Consider the following 17,651-nt stretch of genomic DNA (forward strand, 5'->3'; position numbering starts at 1 on the left):
TCATGACGCTTCAAGGATGGGCCCTGATATTGGGCTTCGTCGCGATCCTGCTCGCGCTGACCAAGCCGGTCGGCGCGTGGCTGTTCGCGCTCTATGAGGGGCGGCGCACGCCCCTGCATGTCGTGCTCGGCCCCGTCGAGCGCGGTTTCTACAAGATGGCGGGCATCGACCCGAAGGCGCAGCAGGGCTGGCGCCGCTATGCGCTGCACATGCTGATCTTCAACGTCGCGTTGATGGTCTTCACCTATGCGGTGCTGCGCCTGCAATTCTACCTGCCCGGCAATCCGCAGGGGCTGGCCGGACTGACCCCGCATCTGGCGTTCAACACCGCGATCAGCTTCACCACCAACACCAACTGGCAGAGCTATGGCGGCGAGTCCACCATGTCGAACCTCAGCCAGATGCTCGGCCTGACCATCCACAACTTCCTGTCGGCGGCGACCGGCATCGCGCTGGCCTTTGCGCTGTTCCGGGGTTTTGCGGGGCGCGAGACGAAGCATCTCGGCAATTTCTGGGCCGATGTCACGCGCATCACCCTGTACCTGCTGCTGCCGCTCTGCATCGTCTACACGGTGTTCCTGATCGCCAGCGGCGTGCCGCAGACCATGGCGGGCGTCGTCAATGTCGACACGCTGGAGGGCGTGCGCCAGTCGATCCTGCTGGGTCCCGTGGCGAGCCAGGAAGCGATCAAGATGCTCGGCACCAATGGTGGCGGCTTCTTCAACGCCAACAGCGCGCATCCGTTCGAGAACCCGACCGCGCTGGTGAACTTCGTCCAGATGCTGTCGATCTTCGTCATCGGCTTCGGCCTGACCTGGTGCTTCGGCAAGGCGGTCGGCAATACGCGGCAGGGCTGGGCGATTCTGTCCGCGATGATCCTGCTGTTCCTGGGCGGCGCGGCGGTCTGCTACTGGGCGGAAGCGGCGGGCAACCCCGTGCTGCACCAACTGGGCGTCGCGGGCGGCAATATGGAGGGCAAGGAGGTACGCTTCGGCGTCACTGCTTCCGCCCTGTTCGCGGCCGTCACCACGGCGGCGTCGTGCGGCGCGGTCAATGCGATGCATGACAGCTTCACCGCGCTGGGCGGCATGATCCCGCTGTTCAACATGCAGTTGGGCGAGGTCGTCATCGGCGGCGTTGGTGCTGGCATCTACGGCTTCCTGCTGTTCGCCATCCTGGCGGTGTTCGTCGCAGGGCTCATGGTCGGGCGCACACCCGAATATGTCGGCAAGAAGATCGAGAGCCGCGAGGTGAAACTCGCCGTCCTCGCCATCGCCGTGCTGCCGCTGTTCATCCTGGGGCTGACCGCTTTGTCGTGCGTCACGGGGCAGGGGCTGGCGGGGCCGCTCAACAAGGGACCGCATGGTTTCGGCGAGATCCTCTACGCCTTCACCAGCGCGGTCGCGAACAACGGTTCGGCCTTTGGTGGCCTGACCGCCGCGACCCCTTGGTATGATGGCCTGCTGGGCGTCGCCATGTGGGTGGGCCGCTTCTTCATCATCGTGCCGATGCTCGCCATTGCCGGAAGCCTTGCCGCGAAAAAGCATGTCCCCGCCTCGGCCGGGTCCTTCCCGACCACGGGCGTGCTGTGGGTCGGTCTGCTCGTCGGCATCGTGCTGGTGCTGGGCGGCCTGACCTTCCTGCCGAGCCTCGCCCTCGGTCCCATCGCCGATCATCTCGCGATGATCCGCGGTCAACTCTTCTGATCGGGAGCGCCATTCATGGCCAATTCCCCTACCAAGAGCCTGTTCACCGCCGAGCTCGTGCTCCCGGCGATCAAGGCCTCGTTCGTCAAACTCAATCCCCGCGAGTTGATCCGCAACCCGGTGATGTTCGTGACCGCGGTGGTTGCCGCGCTGCTGACCGTCCTGCTCGTCGTCGGGCATGACGGGCTGACCACCGGCTTCAAGCTGCAACTGGTCGTCTGGCTGTGGCTGACCGTGTTGTTCGGCACCTTTGCCGAAGCCCTGGCGGAAGGGCGCGGCAAGGCGCAGGCGGCCTCGCTTCGCGCCGCCAAGGCCGAACTCACTGCCAAGCGGCTGAAGGGCGCTGGCCATGAGTGGGAGAATGTTCCCGCCAGCGCGCTCAAGATCGGCGACGTGGTGCTGGTCGAGACCGGCGACCTGATCCCCTCGGACGGCGAAGTCGTCGCGGGTGTGGCGAGCGTCAACGAAGCCGCGATCACCGGCGAGAGCGCGCCCGTCATCCGCGAGGCGGGCGGCGACCGTTCGGCGGTGACGGCGGGCACGCGCGTCATCTCTGATGAAATTCGCGTCAAGGTGACGGTCAATCCGGGCCAGGGTTTCCTCGACCGCATGATCGCGCTGGTCGAGGGCGCCGAACGGCAGAAGACCCCGAACGAGGTGGCGCTAACCATATTGCTCGTCGGCCTGACCATCATCTTCCTGATCGCGGTCGGCACCATTCCGGGCTTTGCCTCCTTCGCGGGGGGCAGCATCCCGGTGGCGATCCTGGCGGCTTTGCTCATCACCCTGATCCCCACGACCATCGCAGCGTTGCTGTCGGCGATCGGTATTGCGGGCATGGACCGGCTCGTCCGCTTCAACGTGCTCGCCAAGTCGGGTCGTGCGGTCGAGGCGGCGGGCGACGTCGACGTGCTGTTGCTCGACAAGACGGGCACCATCACCATCGGCGACCGCCAGGCGAGCGAGTTCCGCGCCGTCGGTGGCTCGGATGTCGATGCGCTGGCCGAGGCGGCGCTGATGGCGAGCCTGGCCGACGAGACGCCCGAAGGCCGCTCGATCGTCGTCCTGGCGCGCGAGCAGTTCAAGGTGTCGGTCGCCAGCCTGCCAGCGAACGCCGAGATCATCCCCTTCACCGCCCAGACCCGTATCTCGGGCGTGAGGATTGGTGATCGGCTGATCCAGAAGGGTGCGGTCGACTCGATCTTGCGCGCCCATCCGGGTGTGGGTGAGACAGCGGCGGCGACGCAGCTACGTCGCATCAGCGACGAGATCGCGCGGGCGGGCGGCACCCCGCTGGCGGTGGCGGAAAATGGCCGGTTGCTCGGCGCCATCTTCCTGAAGGATGTGGTCAAGGCGGGCATTCGCGAGCGCTTCGGCGAACTCCGTCGCATGGGCATCCGCACGGTGATGATCACGGGCGACAACCCCCTGACCGCCGCCGCCATCGCCGCCGAGGCGGGCGTGGACGACTTCCTCGCCCAGGCAACGCCGGAGGACAAGCTGGCGCTGATCCGTCAGGAACAGCAGGGCGGCAAGCTGGTCGCGATGTGCGGCGACGGCACCAACGATGCGCCGGCACTGGCGCAGGCGGATGTCGGCGTCGCGATGAACACCGGCACCCAGGCCGCGCGCGAGGCGGGCAACATGGTCGATCTGGACAGCGATCCGACCAAGCTGATCGAGGTCGTCGGCCTCGGCAAGCAGTTGCTGATGACGCGCGGCGCGCTGACGACCTTCTCGGTCGCCAATGACGTGGCGAAGTATTTCGCGATCATCCCGGCGATGTTCGTGGCGCTCTATCCGGGTCTCGGCGTGCTGAACGTCATGGGTCTGGCGACGCCGCAATCGGCGATCCTGAGCGCGATCATCTTCAACGCGCTGATCATCCCGCTGCTCGTGCCGCTGGCGCTGAAGGGCGTCGCCTACAAGCCGATGGGGGCGGGGCCGCTGCTCGCCCGCAACCTCGCCGTCTATGGCCTGGGCGGCCTGATCGCGCCGTTCGTCGGCATCAAGATCATCGACCTTGTGGTCGGTGGCCTCGGCCTCGCGTGAGTTGAGGATAACAGTCCCTCCCCTGAAGGGGAGGGGCTTGAGGAAGGAAATATCATGAACACGGACATTACCTCCGCATTTCGGCCCGCGATCGTCATGACGATCCTGTTCGCGATCCTGCTCGGCTTGGTCTATCCTCTGGCGATGACCGGCATCGGACAGGCGATCTTCCCGCATCAGGCGAATGGCAGTTTGGTCAAGGCGAATGGCCGGGTGATCGGCTCCGAGGTCGTCGGGCAGGCATTCACCAGCAACCGTTACTTCCAGACGCGACCCTCGGCGGCGGGCAAGGGCTATGATGGGCTGGCCTCGTCGGGTTCCAACCTCGGGCCGACCTCGCAGGCATTGGCCGACCGGGTGAAGGCCGATGTCGCCAAGCGTCGCGCCGAGGGTGTGATGGGCGGGATACCCGCCGACCTCGTCACCACCAGCGGTTCGGGTCTCGACCCCGATCTGTCGCCCGAAGCCGCACTGGCGCAGGCCGCCCGCATCGCCCGCGTCCGGGGCCTGGGTGTCGAGCAGGTTCGCGCGCTGGTCGTCGCGAAGACCGAGGACTCGGTGCTGGGTGACCCGCATGTCAACGTCCTCGCCCTCAATCGCGCACTGGACGCCGCTTCCAAGCCATGACGGCAGGCGAGCCGCGCCCCGACCCCGATGCCCTGCTGCGCGCCGCCGAGCGTGAGGGGCGCGGCCGCCTGAAAATCTTTCTCGGGGCGGCACCCGGCGTCGGCAAGACGTTCGAGATGCTGTCCGAGGGCGCCGCCCGCCGTCGCGACGGCGTCGATGTCGTCGTGGCGGTCGTGGAAACCCATGGCCGCGTCGAGACCGAGGCGCTGGTCCGGGGGCAGGAGGTCATGCCGCGCCGTGCCGTCCCCTATGAGGGGCGGACGCTGCACGAGATGGACATCGACGCGGTCCTGGATCGCGCACCCCGTCTCGCACTGGTCGACGAACTGGCGCACACCAATGCGCCGGGCAGCCGCCATCCCAAACGCTATCAGGATGTCGAGGAACTGCTGGCGGCGGGGATCGACGTCTATTCCACCGTCAACATCCAGCACGTCGAGAGCCTGAACGACGTCGTCGCCAGCTTCACCCGCGTCCGCGTGCGCGAGACGGTGCCCGACCGCATATTGGAGGCCGCCGAGATCGAGGTGGTCGACATCCCCCCCGACGAACTGATCGAGCGGTTGAAGGCGGGCAAGGTCTATCTGCCGCAGGAAGCGACGCGCGCGCTGTCGCATTTCTTCTCCAAGTCCAACCTGTCGGCCTTGCGCGAACTGGCACTGCGAAGGGCGGCGCAGGCGGTCGATGCGCAGATGCTCGACCATGTCCGGTCGCTGGGTGTCGGCGGACAATGGGCGGCGGGCGAGCGGCTGGTCGTCGCGGTCAGCGAACTGCCCGGTGCCGACGAACTGGTCCGCGCCGCCAAGCGCGCGGCGGATGCGCTCCGCGCGCCATGGACCGCCTTGTTCATCGACACGCCGCGCACCGCGACGTTGGGCGAGGCGCAGCATCGGCGGCTGGCCGCGACCATGACGCTGGCGACACAGCTGGGCGCGGCGGTGGCGACCGTGCCCGCGCCCAGCGTGGTCGAGGGTATCCGCGCCTTCCTTACCGACGCCCGCGCCACGCAGCTGGTCGTCGGCAAGGCCAAGCGCTCGCGCTGGTTCGAGCTGAGGCACGGCTCGGTTGTCGACCGGCTGGTGCGCGAGACGCCCGGCGTCACCGTCCATGTCCTACCGGTCGGCGAAGTGCCGGTCGAGCGCGAGCGGACCCGCCGGCGCGGGCAATGGGGCTCACCCACCGGCTATGCGCTGACGCTGGCGGGGGTGACGGGCGTCACCGGGCTGGCGAGCGCGCTGTTCCACATCCTGAACCTCGGCAATGTCGCGCTGCTCTATCTGTTGCCGGTCATGGCGGCGGCGAGCCTCTATGGCCTGCGCACGGGCTTGTTCGCGGGACTCGCGTCGAGCTTGGCCTATAACTTCTTCTTCCTGCCCCCCGTCGGCACGCTGAGCGTCAGCAATCCTGAAAACGTCATCTCGATCTTCGTCCTGCTGGGCGTCGCCGTCGCGACCAGCCAGTTGACCTCGCGCGTGCGGGCGCAGGCCGATCTCGCAGCGGCGAGTGCGCGGGACAATGCGACGTTGGCAGGTTTCCTCCACCGCCTAAGTGGCCTGGCCGACCCGGCCGAGGCGTCGCGTGTCATTTGCGAAGACATCGCCAGGCTGTTCGACGTGCAGGCGGTGTTGCTCACCCCGTCGCCCGCCGGGCTGGCGGTACAGGCGGCGACCAAACCCGATTACCGGCTGGAGACCATGGAGATGGCCGCCGCCCACTGGGCTTTCGACACCGGCACGCCCGCGGGCAAGGGATCGGCGACGCTGGCCGCGTCCGAATGGCTGTTCCAGCCGCTCAAGGCAGGAAATCGGACGCTCGCCGTGTTGGGGCTGGCGCGGGAGGCCGGGGGTGAGCCGGTGCGCGCCGACCGCCTGCCTTTGTTGACAGGGTTGATCGACCAGGCCGCGCTGATCCTCGAACGGCTGCGGCTGGAGGCTGAGGTGCGCGACGTCGATGCGGTGCGTACTCGCGACCGGCTTCGTGCGGCGTTACTGTCCTCGGTCAGCCATGATCTGCGCACGCCGCTGACCGCCGTGATGGCCGCCGCCGCGCAACTGCGGCAGGGCGCCACGTTCGAGCTGATTTCGACCATCGAGGGGGAGGCGGCGCGGCTCAACCGCTTCGTCGCCAATCTGCTCGACATGGCGCGAGTCGAGGCAGGGGCGCTCAAGCTGAGGATCGAGGCGATCGACCTGAGCGATGCGGTGACCGGCGCGGCGCATGACGCCCGCCGTGCGCTGGAGGGGCATTCGGTACGTCTCGACGTGCCGCCCGACCTGCCTTTGGTCCGCGCTGATCCGCAACTGCTGCATCATTGCCTGCTCAACCTGCTCGACAATGCCGGGCGCTATGGCGATCCGGGGACCGAGATCGTGATCGAGGGGCGGCACCGCCACGGCACCTTGCGCCTGTCGGTGCTCGACCATGGCCCCGGCCTGCCGCCCGGCCGTGAAGCGGAAGTGTTCGAGACGTTCCGGCGGCTGGAAGGCTCGGACCGGGTGGCGGGCGGCACGGGTCTCGGCCTCGCCATCGTCAAGGCCTTTGCCGAGGCCATGGGTCTGGGCGTAGAGGCGGGCAACCGCGAGGATGGCGAGGGCGCGGCCTTCGCGCTCTGCTTCCCGCGCGACCATATTATGCGCGACCTTATCATGTGTGATGGGGCGCCGGAGGGAATGGCCTGATGCCCGCGACGATCCTGGTGGTGGATGATGAAGTTGCGATCCGTCGCCTGCTGCGCAACACGCTGGAGCAAGCAGGGCATCTGGTGGTCGAGGCGCGCGACGGGCGCGAGGCGCTTACGCGCGCGGCGGCGGACCATCCCGATGCGGTGCTGCTCGACCTGGGGCTGCCCGACCGCGACGGGCTGAGCCTGATCCCGCTGTTGCGCGGGGCGGAACGGGTGATCCTGGTCGTCTCGGCGCGCGAGGCGACCGAGGAGAAGGTCGCCGCGCTCGATCTGGGCGCGGACGATTATGTCACCAAGCCGTTCGACACGGACGAATTGCTGGCGCGGCTGCGCGTGGCGTTGCGGCACCGGCGGGCGGCGGAGGCGGCGCCGAGCGTGGTGAAGACCGGCGATCTGGCGATCGATCTTGACCGGCGCATCGTGACGCGCGGTGGTGAGGAACAGCATCTGACGCGCAAGGAATATGACGTGCTGGCCGTGTTGGCGCGCCATCCCGGCCGGGTGGTGACGCATGACAAGATCATCGACGCCGCCTGGGGCGGGGACGAGGACCCGCGTATCGATTACCTGCGCATCGTGGTGCGCAACCTGCGCCAGAAGCTGGAGGCGCCACAGCCGGTCGGGAGTGTCATCGCGAACGAGCTGGGGGTGGGGTATCGGTTGCGGGTCGAGGGGTAAGAGCGCCTTGTTCCCCGGCGAAGGCCGGGGCCCAGTTGCCACGAAAGTCGAAGCGCGCGAGACAATGCGGGGGAGGCCATAGCGAGCGCTCGGCATAGGCCCCCCACGCATCGCCCCGCGCGCCTCATGCTTCACCGAAACTAGGCCCCGGCCTTCGCCGGGGAGCGGATTTAGCCCGCCTTCTCCCCCGCCCGCAGGGTCAGCACCTCGACCCCCGTCTTCGTCACCGCAACCGTATGCTCGAACTGGGCGGACAGTTTTCCGTCATCGGTCACCACCGTCCAGCCATCGTCGCTGGTCGATACCTTGCGCGTGCCCTGGTTGATCATCGGCTCGATGGTGAAGGTCATGCCTTCGCGCAGCGGCACGCCCGTGCCCGGCCGCCCGAAATGCATCACGTCCGGGGCCTCGTGCATCTCGCGCCCGATGCCGTGGCCGCAATAGTCGCGGACCACCGAATAGCCGTTCGCCTTGGCATGTTTCTCGATCGCCGCGCCGATATCGCCCAGTCGCGCGCCGGGGCGCACCTGGCGGATGCCTTTCCACATCGCTTCCTGCGTCACGCGGACCAGCCGCCTCGCGCCCGGCGACACCTCGCCGACCATATAGGTCTTGCTCGAATCCGCGATGAAGCCGTTCTTTTCCAGCGTGATGTCCAGATTGACGATGTCGCCGTCCTTGATCACGTCCTCCGCGCTCGGCACGCCGTGGCAGACGACCTGGTTGATCGAGCTGTTGAGCACATAGGCAAAGCCGTACTGCCCCTTGCTCGCGGGCCGCGCCGACAGGTCGTGGGTGATATAACGCTCGACCAGATCGTTGATCGCCAGCGTCGACATGCCGGACAGGCTCACCCCGTCGAGCATCTCGAACACCTGCGCCAGCAAGCGCCCGGAGACGCGCATCAGCGCCAGTTCCTCTGTTGTCTTCACCATGTCAGGCGACCAGCGGTTGCGGCAGGGGGAAATCGGCGGCGGCCATCTGCGCCTTCACGATCTCGTGGAAGGTCAGCGTCGGATTGGCCTCGGCCAGCATGCCCATCTTCATCCAGAATTCCGCCTGTGCGTTGATCGAGCGGCACATGACCGTGCTGGCGCGGCGGATTTCTTCGTGAAGCTGGTCGTCGATTTTTACGATACCCATATATGAAGCATATATGGTCCGTATATTGATCGCGCAAGCCGGTTCAGGCGGTCGGGCGGGTCAGGACGAAGGTCGCGCAGCTTGCCATGACGGCGGCGACCAGCAGCGCCAATGGCCAGTGCGGGCGTGCCCCCAGCAGGAACAGTCCATAACCCAGCGTCATGCCCCCGCACGCCATGGCCTTGCCCCGGCGTCCGATCGCGCCGTCCTGCCGCCACGCGCGCAGGGTCGGGCCGAAGCGGGGATGGTCGAGCAACCACGCCTCCAGCCGGGGCGAGGACCGCGCGAAACAGCCTGCCGCCAGGATCAGGAAGATCGTCGTCGGCATCAGCGGAAGGATCGCCCCGATCACGCCGAGCGCGACGAACAGGCACCCCAGGATGAGCCAGCCGAGCCGTATCATATGTGATGCGTAGCGGGGTGTGGGGGTGGGGGGAAGGGCCTCACCATCAGCGACTTTGCTTGGGGCCTTTCCCTCCCCCAGCCCCTCCCGCCTGCGGGAGGGGAGCTTGGCGCGGCACGTTGCGAATGAATGCTTTTCTTACGCCCCTCCCGCAGGCGGGAGGGGCTGGGGGAGGGCAGGCCGCACGGGCTGAAACCTCGGAAATTACGAACCAGCCACCCCCAATTGCGACAGCATGAACGCCTGCCACTCCGCATTCTGCCGTATCCGCTCGAACCGTCCCGACTTGCCGCCATGCCCGGCCTCCATGTTGACCCGGAACAGCAGCGGATTAGTATCGGTCTTCCTGGCGCGCAGCCGGGCGACCCATTTGGCGGGCTCGTAATATTGCACCTGGCTGTCCCACAGGCCGGTCCCGACATAGAGCGCCGGATAGGCTTTGCCTGCGACATTGTCGTAGGGCGAGTAGCTGAGCATATAGTCGTAATAGGGCTTGTTGGCGGGATTGCCCCATTCGTCATATTCGAAGGTCGTCAGCGGGATCGAGGCGTCGAGCATCGTCGTGACCACATCGACGAATGGCACCTGCGCGATGATCAGCTTGTAATCCTGCGGCGCCATGTTCGCGACGCCGCCCATCAGCAGACCGCCCGCGCTGCCGCCCATTGCCGCAACCCGGCCGGGCGCGGCATATTTCTGCGCGACCAGATAGCGGGTCACGTCGATGAAGTCGGTGAAGCTGTTCTTCTTGTTGAGCAGATGGCCGTCATCATACCAGCCGCGCCCCATTTCCTGCCCGCCCCGGATATGCGCGATGGCATAGACCACGCCCCGGTCGAGCAACCCGATCCGCCCCGCATCGACCGAGGGATCGGTCGAGATGCCGTAACTGCCATAGGCATATTGGAAGAGCGGCGCGGTGCCGTCGCGCTTCACGCCCTTGCGGTACACGATTGACACCGGGATGCGCGTCCCGTCGCGGGCGGGTGCCCAGACCCGTTCGGTGACATAGTGCGCCGGGTCATAGCCGGGGACCGGCGTCACCTTCAGCGTCCGGCGCTCGCCGGTGCGGGCGTTGATCTCATAGGTCGTGGTCGGCGTGACCAGCGAGCCATAGGTATAGCGGACCCAAAGCGTGTCCGGCTCTTCGTTGATCGACAGGCCCATGCGATAGGCGGGCTCGTCCGCCTTGACGGGCACGGACTTGCCCGCATCGGTCAGCAGGCGGATCATGCGGTTGCCGCCCTCGCGCTGGTCGATCGCGACGAAGCCGTCGAACGGCTTGAACGCCTCGATGAACACGGCGTCGCTGCCGGGCACCAGGTCGCGCCAGGCGGCGGCCCCCCTGGCCATGTCGGCATCGGCCAGCGTCACCAGCTTGTAGTTCTTCGCGCCGCGATTGGTGCGGATGATCCAGCGATGACCCAGATGGTCGGCGCTATAACGGAACTCGCGCTCACGCGGCGCGATGACGGTGAAGGCGGTCGGTCGGGCGGCGGGGGCACAGCGTTGCTCGTCGCTGACCGTGCTCTGGACGCCGATACAGATATAGCGGTCGTCGGTCGTCCGGCCGACGCCGATGCTGAAGGTGTCGTCCTTTTCCTCGTACAGCATCCGATCGGCGCTGACCGGCGTGCCCAGCACATGGGCCATCGCACGATAGCCGCGCAGCGTCGTGGGGTCCTTGGCGATGTAGAGGATGGTGCGATTGTCCGCCGCCCAGACGATGTTCGGCTCGATATTCGTGATCGTGTCTTCGTAAATGCGCCCGGTCGCGATATCCTTGACCTTCAGCACATATTGCCGCCGCCCGACCGTGTCCTCGGCCCAGGCGACCAGCCTGTTGTCGGGGCTGACCGCCCAGTCGGACAGCGCGAAGAAATTGTGGCCCTTCGCCATGGCGGGCTGATCGAACAAGATGGTGGCGGGGGCGGTGGCGCTGCCCTGGCGGCGTTCGATCAGAGGATAGTCGGCACCGGTCGCGAAGCGCGACGAATACCAATATCCGTTCTGGCGGTACGGAACGCTGCTGTCATCCTGTTTGATATGGGCGACCGTCTCGGCGTAAAGTTTCGCCTCGAGCGGTTTCAGCGCGGCCAGTTGCGCATCGGCATAGGCATTCTCGGCGTTCAGATAGGCGAGCATCTCCGGGTTCTTCCGGGTATCGTCGCGCAGCCAGTAATATTCGTCCTCCCGCGCGCCATGGGGCGAGGGGACCTGATAGGGCTTCTTGGCCGCGACCGGCGGCGTCATCTGTTGCGCCATCGCCGGGCTTGCCAGCGCCATCAAACCCGTTGCCGCCAGCCACCGCATCGCCGTGCCCCCTCGTTCCGAAGTCGGCAGGATGGCGGTCCGGCTCGGCTCACGCAAGCGTCATCGGGCGGCCCGGCGCAGAAGCCCGTAACCGAGCAGCCCCGCCACCAGCGATCCCGCCAGCACACCCAGCTTGGCCTCCGCCTGGAGCAGCGGATCGCCGGGAAAGGCGAGCAGCGTGATGAAGATGCTCATCGTAAAGCCGATGCCGCAAAGGAGCGCCGTGCCCAGCATCTGGGTCGTCGTGGCATGGGCGGGCGCGTCGGCGATTCCGATGCGTACCGCCAGCATCGTCATGCCGAACACGCCGACGACCTTGCCGAGCAACAGCCCCAGCCCGACGCCCAGCGTGACCGGCGCGGCAAAGGCGCTCACCGGCAATCCCAGCACCGGCACACCGGCATTGGCCAGCCCGAAGATCGGTACGATCAGGAAACCCACCGGCTTGTGCAGCGCATGTTCCAGCCGGTGGAGCGGGCTGTCGCGCGTATCGTCCTCGCAATCGGGGCGGGCCGGGGTACGGGTCATCGGGATGGTGAAGGCCAGCAGGACACCCGCAATGGTGGCGTGGATGCCTGACCGGATCATGAAGACCCACAGGACCAGCCCGACGAGCAGATAGGGCGACAGCCGCTTCACACCCGTCCGGTTGAACGCCACCAGCAACGCGAGCATCGCGGCCGCCCCGCCCAGATCGACCAGCGACAGCGATGAGGAGTAAAAGGCCGCGATCACCGCGACCGCGCCCAGATCGTCGATGATCGCCAGCGCCGCCAGAAAGACGCGCAGCGATGCCGGAACCCTGTCGCCGACCAGCCGGATGACGGCCAGCGCAAAGGCGATGTCGGTCGCCGCCGGGATCGCCCAGCCGGACGCGGTGCCGCCGCGATTGAAGGCGAGATAGATCAACGCTGGCACCACCATGCCCCCCAGCGCGGCCAGCCCCGGCAGGATTCGGCGCGGCCAGGTGGACAGCTGCCCGTCCAGCACCTCGCGCTTGATCTCCAGCCCGACCAGCAGGAAGAACACCGCCATCAGGCCGTCATTGATCCAATGCTCGACGGACAGCGGCCCCCAATGCCGGTGAAGCAGTCCGGCATATCCGGCGGATAGCGGCGAATTGGCGAGGACCAGCGCGACGGCGGCGGCGGCCATCAGCACCAGTCCGGCCGAGGTCTGGGAGTCGAGGAAACGACGGATCGCGCTGATGCGCGTCGGGTGTGACATGGCCATGGCTCCGGCAGGACTTATCCTCGCTGGCGGCCCGACCAACGATCATCCTGCCCGTGACTTGTCCACGAACACCCTGGGGAGCGATGTCGCATGACGCAGGGAGTGGGGCAAGATTAATCCTCCCCAGTACGGGGAGGGGGACCAGCGAAGCTGGTGGAGGGGGCGTGCCGCTAGGGGCGTCCCATGGGGAAGCCCCCCTCCGTCAGCGCTCCGCGCTGCCACCTCCCCGTTCCGGGGAGGATTGTTCGTCCTCCCCGCGCCGAGTGCAGGCAAAGCCAATCGCCGCCGCCAACAGCCCTGCTGCCGCGACCCCGGCGGCGATCTTCCAATGGCTCTGATCCCCCTCGGCATCGACGAACAGCTCGATCAGGTGCCGCGTCACCGCCTCGGGATTCTCGCGCTGCGGGAAATGGCCGACGCCGGGCAGTTCGACCATCGTGAACGGCCCGCTGAACTTGCCCGGCACGTCGCGCGCCGTGGAGTGCGGGTTCACCCCGTCGACCTCTCCGTGCAGATAGAGCGTCGGCAGCGCCAGCGTCTTCGTCGCCTTTATCCGGTCGGCCAGCCATGTCCCGCGCGGGTCGGGCTGGGCCTCGTCCCAGCGGGCGCGATAGCTGTGGATCGTCACGGCAGGCCAGTCGGGATTGTCGAAGGACTTGGCGACGCCGTCGAACGTTGCCTCGTCGAACCAGCCGGGCGGCGACCAATTGATCCAGTGGATATGGGCAAAGCCGCGCCGGTCGTCGCGCACTGCCTGCGCACCGCGCCGGGTCGCCATGAACCAGTGATACCATTGGCGCTGCGCCTGGTCGAAGGACGGGGTCGGCATGCCCCCCAGGCGCGGCGGCGTGCTGAGCATCGCCAGCCTGCGCACCCGCTCGGGCCAGCCCACGGCCAGCGCCTCGGCGATGTTGCTGCCCCAGTCATGGCCGGCGACCATGAACCGGTCGATGCCCAGCGCATCCATCAACGCGATCGCATCCAATGCCAGGATCGCGCTGTCGCCGGTGCGGGGCGTATGGTCATGGCGGAACCGCGTCGCCCCGAACCCGCGCAAGGTGGGCACGACGACGCGCAGGCCCGCCTGTGCCAGACGCGGCGCGACCCGGTCCCAGGTGGTCGCATCGTCCGGCCAGCCATGGAGCAGCAGGACGACGGGCGACTCTTCCGATCCGTACAGGTCGCAAGCGATGGAAAGATGGTCGGTGGTGATCGTCGGCATCAGCGGACAAGACCCTTTGCGTGGACCGTTCCCAAACTCGGGTGATTTGGCGCCGTTCCGTTCCTGTCCTGGCGACCGAGGCAATCCGGGCGGCGGGCGGGGCAGGTGGCGTACGAGAATGGCAGAAGAGTTCATTCCTCCTGTGCAAGGCGAGGAATGCGAAAATATTGGCCAGCATGGGCAAAACTTCGTCACGGGCCTTGATCGCAGGGGGCGCTATCGCGTTTTAGGACATTGGGGGTGCGCGATTGACGAATGGAATGACATGCGGTGGCGACGGCGTAACCTGGCTTCGATGAGTGCGGATGTGAATGATGGGCTGGCCCCCGGTGTCGAGGCGGTGACCAGCGGCGCCCCCCGTTCGGAAGAGCCGGTGCAGACCCGTGGCTACCGTGTCATCGCGCTCGTCGTCGCCTCCGCGCTGTTCATGCAGCAACTCGACGGCACCGTCCTGACCGTCGCGCTTCCCACCATGGCGCGCGATCTGGCGACCCCCGCCACCAGCCTCAGCCTGGCGCTGACCAGCTATCTGCTCGCGCTGGCGCTGTTCATTCCCGCCAGCGGGACGCTGGCCGACAAATTCGGGTCGCGCACCATCTTCTGCTCGGCGATCGGGGTGTTCCTGCTCGGATCGATCCTGTGCGCGCAGTCGGGGTCGCTGCCGACTTTGGTCGCCGCGCGTTTCCTGCAAGGCATTGGCGGCGCGATGATGGTGCCGGTCGGGCGGCTAGTCCTGCTGCGCAGCGTCGCCAAGGCGGACATGGTGCAGGCGCTGTCCTGGCTGGTCATGCCCGCGCTGATCGGGCCGATCCTGGGGCCGCCGCTGGGCGGGTTCATCGTGACGTGGCTCGACTGGCGCTGGATCTTCTATCTCAACATTCCGATCGGCATCATCGGCATGATCGGTGCGTGGATGCTGGTGCCCGAGGTGCGCGGCGATGCGCGGTTGCGGTTCGACGTGTCGGGCTTCTTCCTGTCGGGTATCTCGCTCGGCTGCCTGTTGTTCGGGTTCGAACTGGCCAGTCGCCCCGGCACCGGCCTGGTCGCGCTTGGCCTGTTGGTGATCGGCGCGGTCTTCGGATGGCTCTATATCCGCCATGCGCGGCATACGACCGACCCGATCCTCGACCCGACGCTGATGCGGGTGCCGACCTTTCGCCTGTCGGTGATCGGCGGTTCGCTGACCCGGATCACGCAGGGGGCGCAGCCCTTTCTGCTGCCGCTGATGTTCCAGCTCGGCTTCGGCCTCAGTGCTGCCAAGACGGGCACGATCACCATGGCGGGTGCGGTCGGTGCGCTGGCGATGAAGGCGCTCGCGCCGCGCGTCCTGCGTCGCTGGGGCTTTCGCCGCAGCCTGATCGTGTCGGGTCTGGCAAGCAGTGCGGGCTATGCCACCTGTGCGTTCTTCCGCCCCGACTGGTCGATCCCGCTCATCACCTTCATCCTGGCGCTGTCGGGCTTCTTCACCTCGTTCCAGTTCACGGGCTTCAACGCGATCGCCTATGCCGATGTGGACAAGGACCGGATGAGTGCGGCGACCAGCTTCTACGCGACCTTCCAGCAACTGACCCTGTCGCTGGGCATCTGCACCGCCGCGACCGTGCTGGAGCTGGGTTCGCTGGTCGAGGGGAAGGGCGGGCCGACGCTGAACAGCTTCTCGGCGGCGTTCATCGTGGTGGCAATCATCTCGGCCTCGGCGGTCATCTGGAACCGGCGCTTCGCCCCCGATGCGGGCGCGGCGATGAGCGGGCATCATGGACATGGGGATAGCGATGAATGACGGATTTTTAATGTCATTCCCGTTCAGCAACGATCCAGCATAGAAATCGTTACCGGCGTTCATCCCATATAGGAGAAGGCCGGTGGCAGCGCAGACGGTAATCGTGACGGGAGCCGAGTCCGGGATCGGCGCGGCCTGTGCCGAGGCGTTCGGCGCGACCGGGGCCAGGGTCGCGATCCTGTTCCACAGCGATCAGGGCGCCGCCGACATTTCCGCCGAGGCGGTGCGCAAGGCAGGCGGCGAGGCGATGACGGTGCAGGTCGGCGTCGATGACGAAGCCTCGGTCGACCAAGCCTTTGCCACCGTCGAGAAGGCGTGGGGCGCGGCCGACGTGCTGGTCAATTCCGCCGGGGTCAACATGGCGGGCGTTGCCGTCCGCGACATGACGCTGGCGCATTGGCAGCGGATGATCGACACCGACCTGACCGGTGCCTTCCTGACCTCGCGCCGCTTCCTGACCGGGCGGGGCGAGGCGAAGGGGGATGCGACGATCCTTCAGATTTCGTCGATCCACGCCTATGCGGTGCGCGCGGGCGGTGCGGATTATTGCGCGGCCAAGGGCGGGCTGACCACGCTGGTCGAGACGCTGGCCATCGAGGAGGCACCGCGCGGTGTCCGGGTGAACGCGATCGAGCCGGGCATGATCCTGACCCCGATGAACGCCAAGGCGCAGGCCGATCCGGCCTATCGCGCCAGTCTGGAGAAGAACATCCCGATGGGCCGCGCGGGCAAGGCGTCGGAGGTCGCGGATCTGGCCGTCTTCCTCGCCTCCGACAAGGCACGCTACATCACCGGCGCGCGCATCGTCATCGACGGCGGTCTGTCGCTGATGCAGGCGCTCGGCGCATGACGGGGGCCGATGTGAACCGCTCGGTCGCCGATCCGCATCGCAAGGACCAGGTGGCCGATACGCCGCTCGACCTCGACTTCAACGTCAAGCGTATCGAGGAGGTGACGCTCGACGGCCCGCCGGAGCTGATGGCCCGCGACTTGATGAGCCCCTATGTCTGGCGCGAGGCCGATGGCCGCTGGGGCATGATGGTCCGCGCCGTCGTGCCGCAGGGTGAGACGCTGACCGATACCGGCGTGATCTGGGCCGGGTGGAGCGAGGACGGGCGGCATTTCACGATGCTCGACACGCCGTCCATCGCGCCGGGGCCGGGTGAGCATGATGCGGGTGGGGTCGAGGATCCGACGGTCGTGCGCACCGAGGACGGCTATATCGTCTATTATTCGGGCGTGCTGGCCGATCACGCGCATGGCGAGCTGTCCTATGCCGCCGGGCCGTCGATCGACCGGCTGGAGAAGAGCGGCGTCGCGCTCGCATCCTCCAAGTCGGAGGGCAATACCAAGGAGGCGACGGTCGACCGGACGGCGGACGGGCGCTGGCGGCTGTTCTACGAATATGCCGCGGACGAGGCATCGCGCATCGGCCTGGCCATCGGCGAGGATGTGGCGGGGCCATGGACCGAGCAACCGACGCCCTTCATGCCGCGCGAGAAGAGCTGGGACGACTGGCACCTGTCGACCGGCCCGCTGCTGACCGACGACAAGAGCTGCCCGGTGATGTTCTATAACGGCGCGACCCGCGATGCGCGCTGGCGGATCGGCTGGGTCGCGTTCGACGAGCATTATACCCGCGTCGTCGCGCGCGGGATCGAGCCGCTGATCCTGCCGCCGCCGGCCGATGATCGCGGCGCGACCGACATCGCCTTCGCCGCCTCCGTCGTGGTCGCCGAGGATGGCATCTGGCTCTATTATTCGCTGGAGGACCGGCGATTGTCGCGAGCGCTGATCCGGCGCAGCTGAGC

General features: G+C 67.1%; 14 protein-coding genes. 8 read left to right on the forward strand and 6 right to left on the reverse strand.

Annotated elements, in window-relative coordinates; translation table 11 throughout:
• Nucleotides 1–2 precede the first annotated feature (2 nt).
• Genes kdpA through ACWKSV_RS00350 form a run of 5 tightly spaced genes read left to right on the forward strand, consistent with a single transcriptional unit; the run spans nt 3 to nt 7,746 of the window.
• A complete protein-coding gene (gene kdpA / locus ACWKSV_RS00330) occupies nt 3–1,706 on the forward strand; it encodes a potassium-transporting ATPase subunit KdpA (protein WP_076715394.1) in 1,704 nt (567 codons plus the stop codon).
• Nucleotides 1,707–1,721: 15 nt separating this feature from the next.
• On the forward strand, nt 1,722–3,758 hold the full coding sequence (gene kdpB / locus ACWKSV_RS00335) for a potassium-transporting ATPase subunit KdpB (protein WP_076715395.1): 2,037 nt from the start codon (nt 1,722–1,724) through the stop codon (nt 3,756–3,758).
• Between the two features lie 54 nt (nt 3,759–3,812).
• On the forward strand, nt 3,813–4,385 hold the full coding sequence (gene kdpC, locus ACWKSV_RS00340) for a potassium-transporting ATPase subunit KdpC (protein ID WP_076715397.1): 573 nt from the start codon (nt 3,813–3,815) through the stop codon (nt 4,383–4,385).
• A complete protein-coding gene (locus ACWKSV_RS00345; RefSeq protein WP_076715398.1) occupies nt 4,382–7,063 on the forward strand; it encodes a DUF4118 domain-containing protein in 2,682 nt (893 codons plus the stop codon). The genes kdpC and ACWKSV_RS00345 overlap by 4 nt, the downstream gene beginning before the upstream one ends.
• Nucleotides 7,063–7,746, forward strand: a complete 684-nt coding sequence (locus ACWKSV_RS00350) for a response regulator transcription factor (protein ID WP_076715400.1) — start codon at nt 7,063–7,065, stop codon at nt 7,744–7,746. The genes ACWKSV_RS00345 and ACWKSV_RS00350 overlap by 1 nt, the downstream gene beginning before the upstream one ends.
• 170 nt (nt 7,747–7,916) lie before the next feature.
• Here the strand turns inward: ACWKSV_RS00350 and map are convergent, their stop codons facing one another.
• The 6 genes from map to ACWKSV_RS00380 all read right to left on the reverse strand — a co-directional run bounded on the left by map (nt 7,917) and on the right by ACWKSV_RS00380 (nt 14,060).
• The gene (map, locus tag ACWKSV_RS00355) at nt 7,917–8,681 is read right to left on the reverse strand and encodes a type I methionyl aminopeptidase (RefSeq protein ID WP_076715401.1); all 765 of its coding nucleotides are present in this window, start codon (nt 8,679–8,681) and stop codon (nt 7,917–7,919) included.
• Between the two features lies 1 nt (nt 8,682).
• The gene (locus ACWKSV_RS00360) at nt 8,683–8,889 is read right to left on the reverse strand and encodes a ParD-like family protein (protein ID WP_056439147.1); all 207 of its coding nucleotides are present in this window, start codon (nt 8,887–8,889) and stop codon (nt 8,683–8,685) included.
• 43 nt (nt 8,890–8,932) lie between these two features.
• Nucleotides 8,933–9,292 carry a YbaN family protein gene (locus ACWKSV_RS00365; RefSeq protein WP_076715403.1) on the reverse strand — a complete coding sequence of 120 codons (360 nt, stop codon included), beginning with the start codon at nt 9,290–9,292 and terminating at the stop codon, nt 8,933–8,935.
• Between the two features lie 204 nt (nt 9,293–9,496).
• The gene (locus ACWKSV_RS00370; RefSeq protein WP_076715404.1) at nt 9,497–11,605 is read right to left on the reverse strand and encodes a S9 family peptidase; all 2,109 of its coding nucleotides are present in this window, start codon (nt 11,603–11,605) and stop codon (nt 9,497–9,499) included.
• A gap of 60 nt (nt 11,606–11,665) precedes the next feature.
• Nucleotides 11,666–12,832, reverse strand: a complete 1,167-nt coding sequence (gene nhaA, locus ACWKSV_RS00375) for a Na+/H+ antiporter NhaA (protein ID WP_076717987.1) — start codon at nt 12,830–12,832, stop codon at nt 11,666–11,668.
• Nucleotides 12,833–13,040: 208 nt separating this feature from the next.
• Nucleotides 13,041–14,060, reverse strand: coding sequence for an alpha/beta fold hydrolase (locus tag ACWKSV_RS00380; protein WP_076715406.1), 1,020 nt, complete (start codon nt 14,058–14,060; stop codon nt 13,041–13,043).
• A 295-nt stretch (nt 14,061–14,355) separates the two neighbouring features.
• On the opposite strand from ACWKSV_RS00380, the gene ACWKSV_RS00385 reads away from it, so the two are divergent.
• The 3 genes from ACWKSV_RS00385 to ACWKSV_RS00395 all read left to right on the forward strand — a co-directional run bounded on the left by ACWKSV_RS00385 (nt 14,356) and on the right by ACWKSV_RS00395 (nt 17,649).
• A complete protein-coding gene (locus tag ACWKSV_RS00385; RefSeq protein WP_076715407.1) occupies nt 14,356–15,840 on the forward strand; it encodes an MFS transporter in 1,485 nt (494 codons plus the stop codon).
• An 82-nt stretch (nt 15,841–15,922) separates the two neighbouring features.
• Nucleotides 15,923–16,690, forward strand: coding sequence for an SDR family oxidoreductase (locus ACWKSV_RS00390; protein WP_237243546.1), 768 nt, complete (start codon nt 15,923–15,925; stop codon nt 16,688–16,690).
• Nucleotides 16,687–17,649: a glycoside hydrolase family 130 protein gene (locus ACWKSV_RS00395; protein WP_156884209.1), complete on the forward strand. Its 963-nt coding sequence runs from the start codon at nt 16,687–16,689 to the stop codon at nt 17,647–17,649. Before ACWKSV_RS00390 ends, ACWKSV_RS00395 begins: the two co-directional genes overlap by 4 nt.
• Nucleotides 17,650–17,651: the final 2 nt, after the last annotated feature.

The organism is Sphingomonas sp. SphC10, assembly GCF_057004845.1.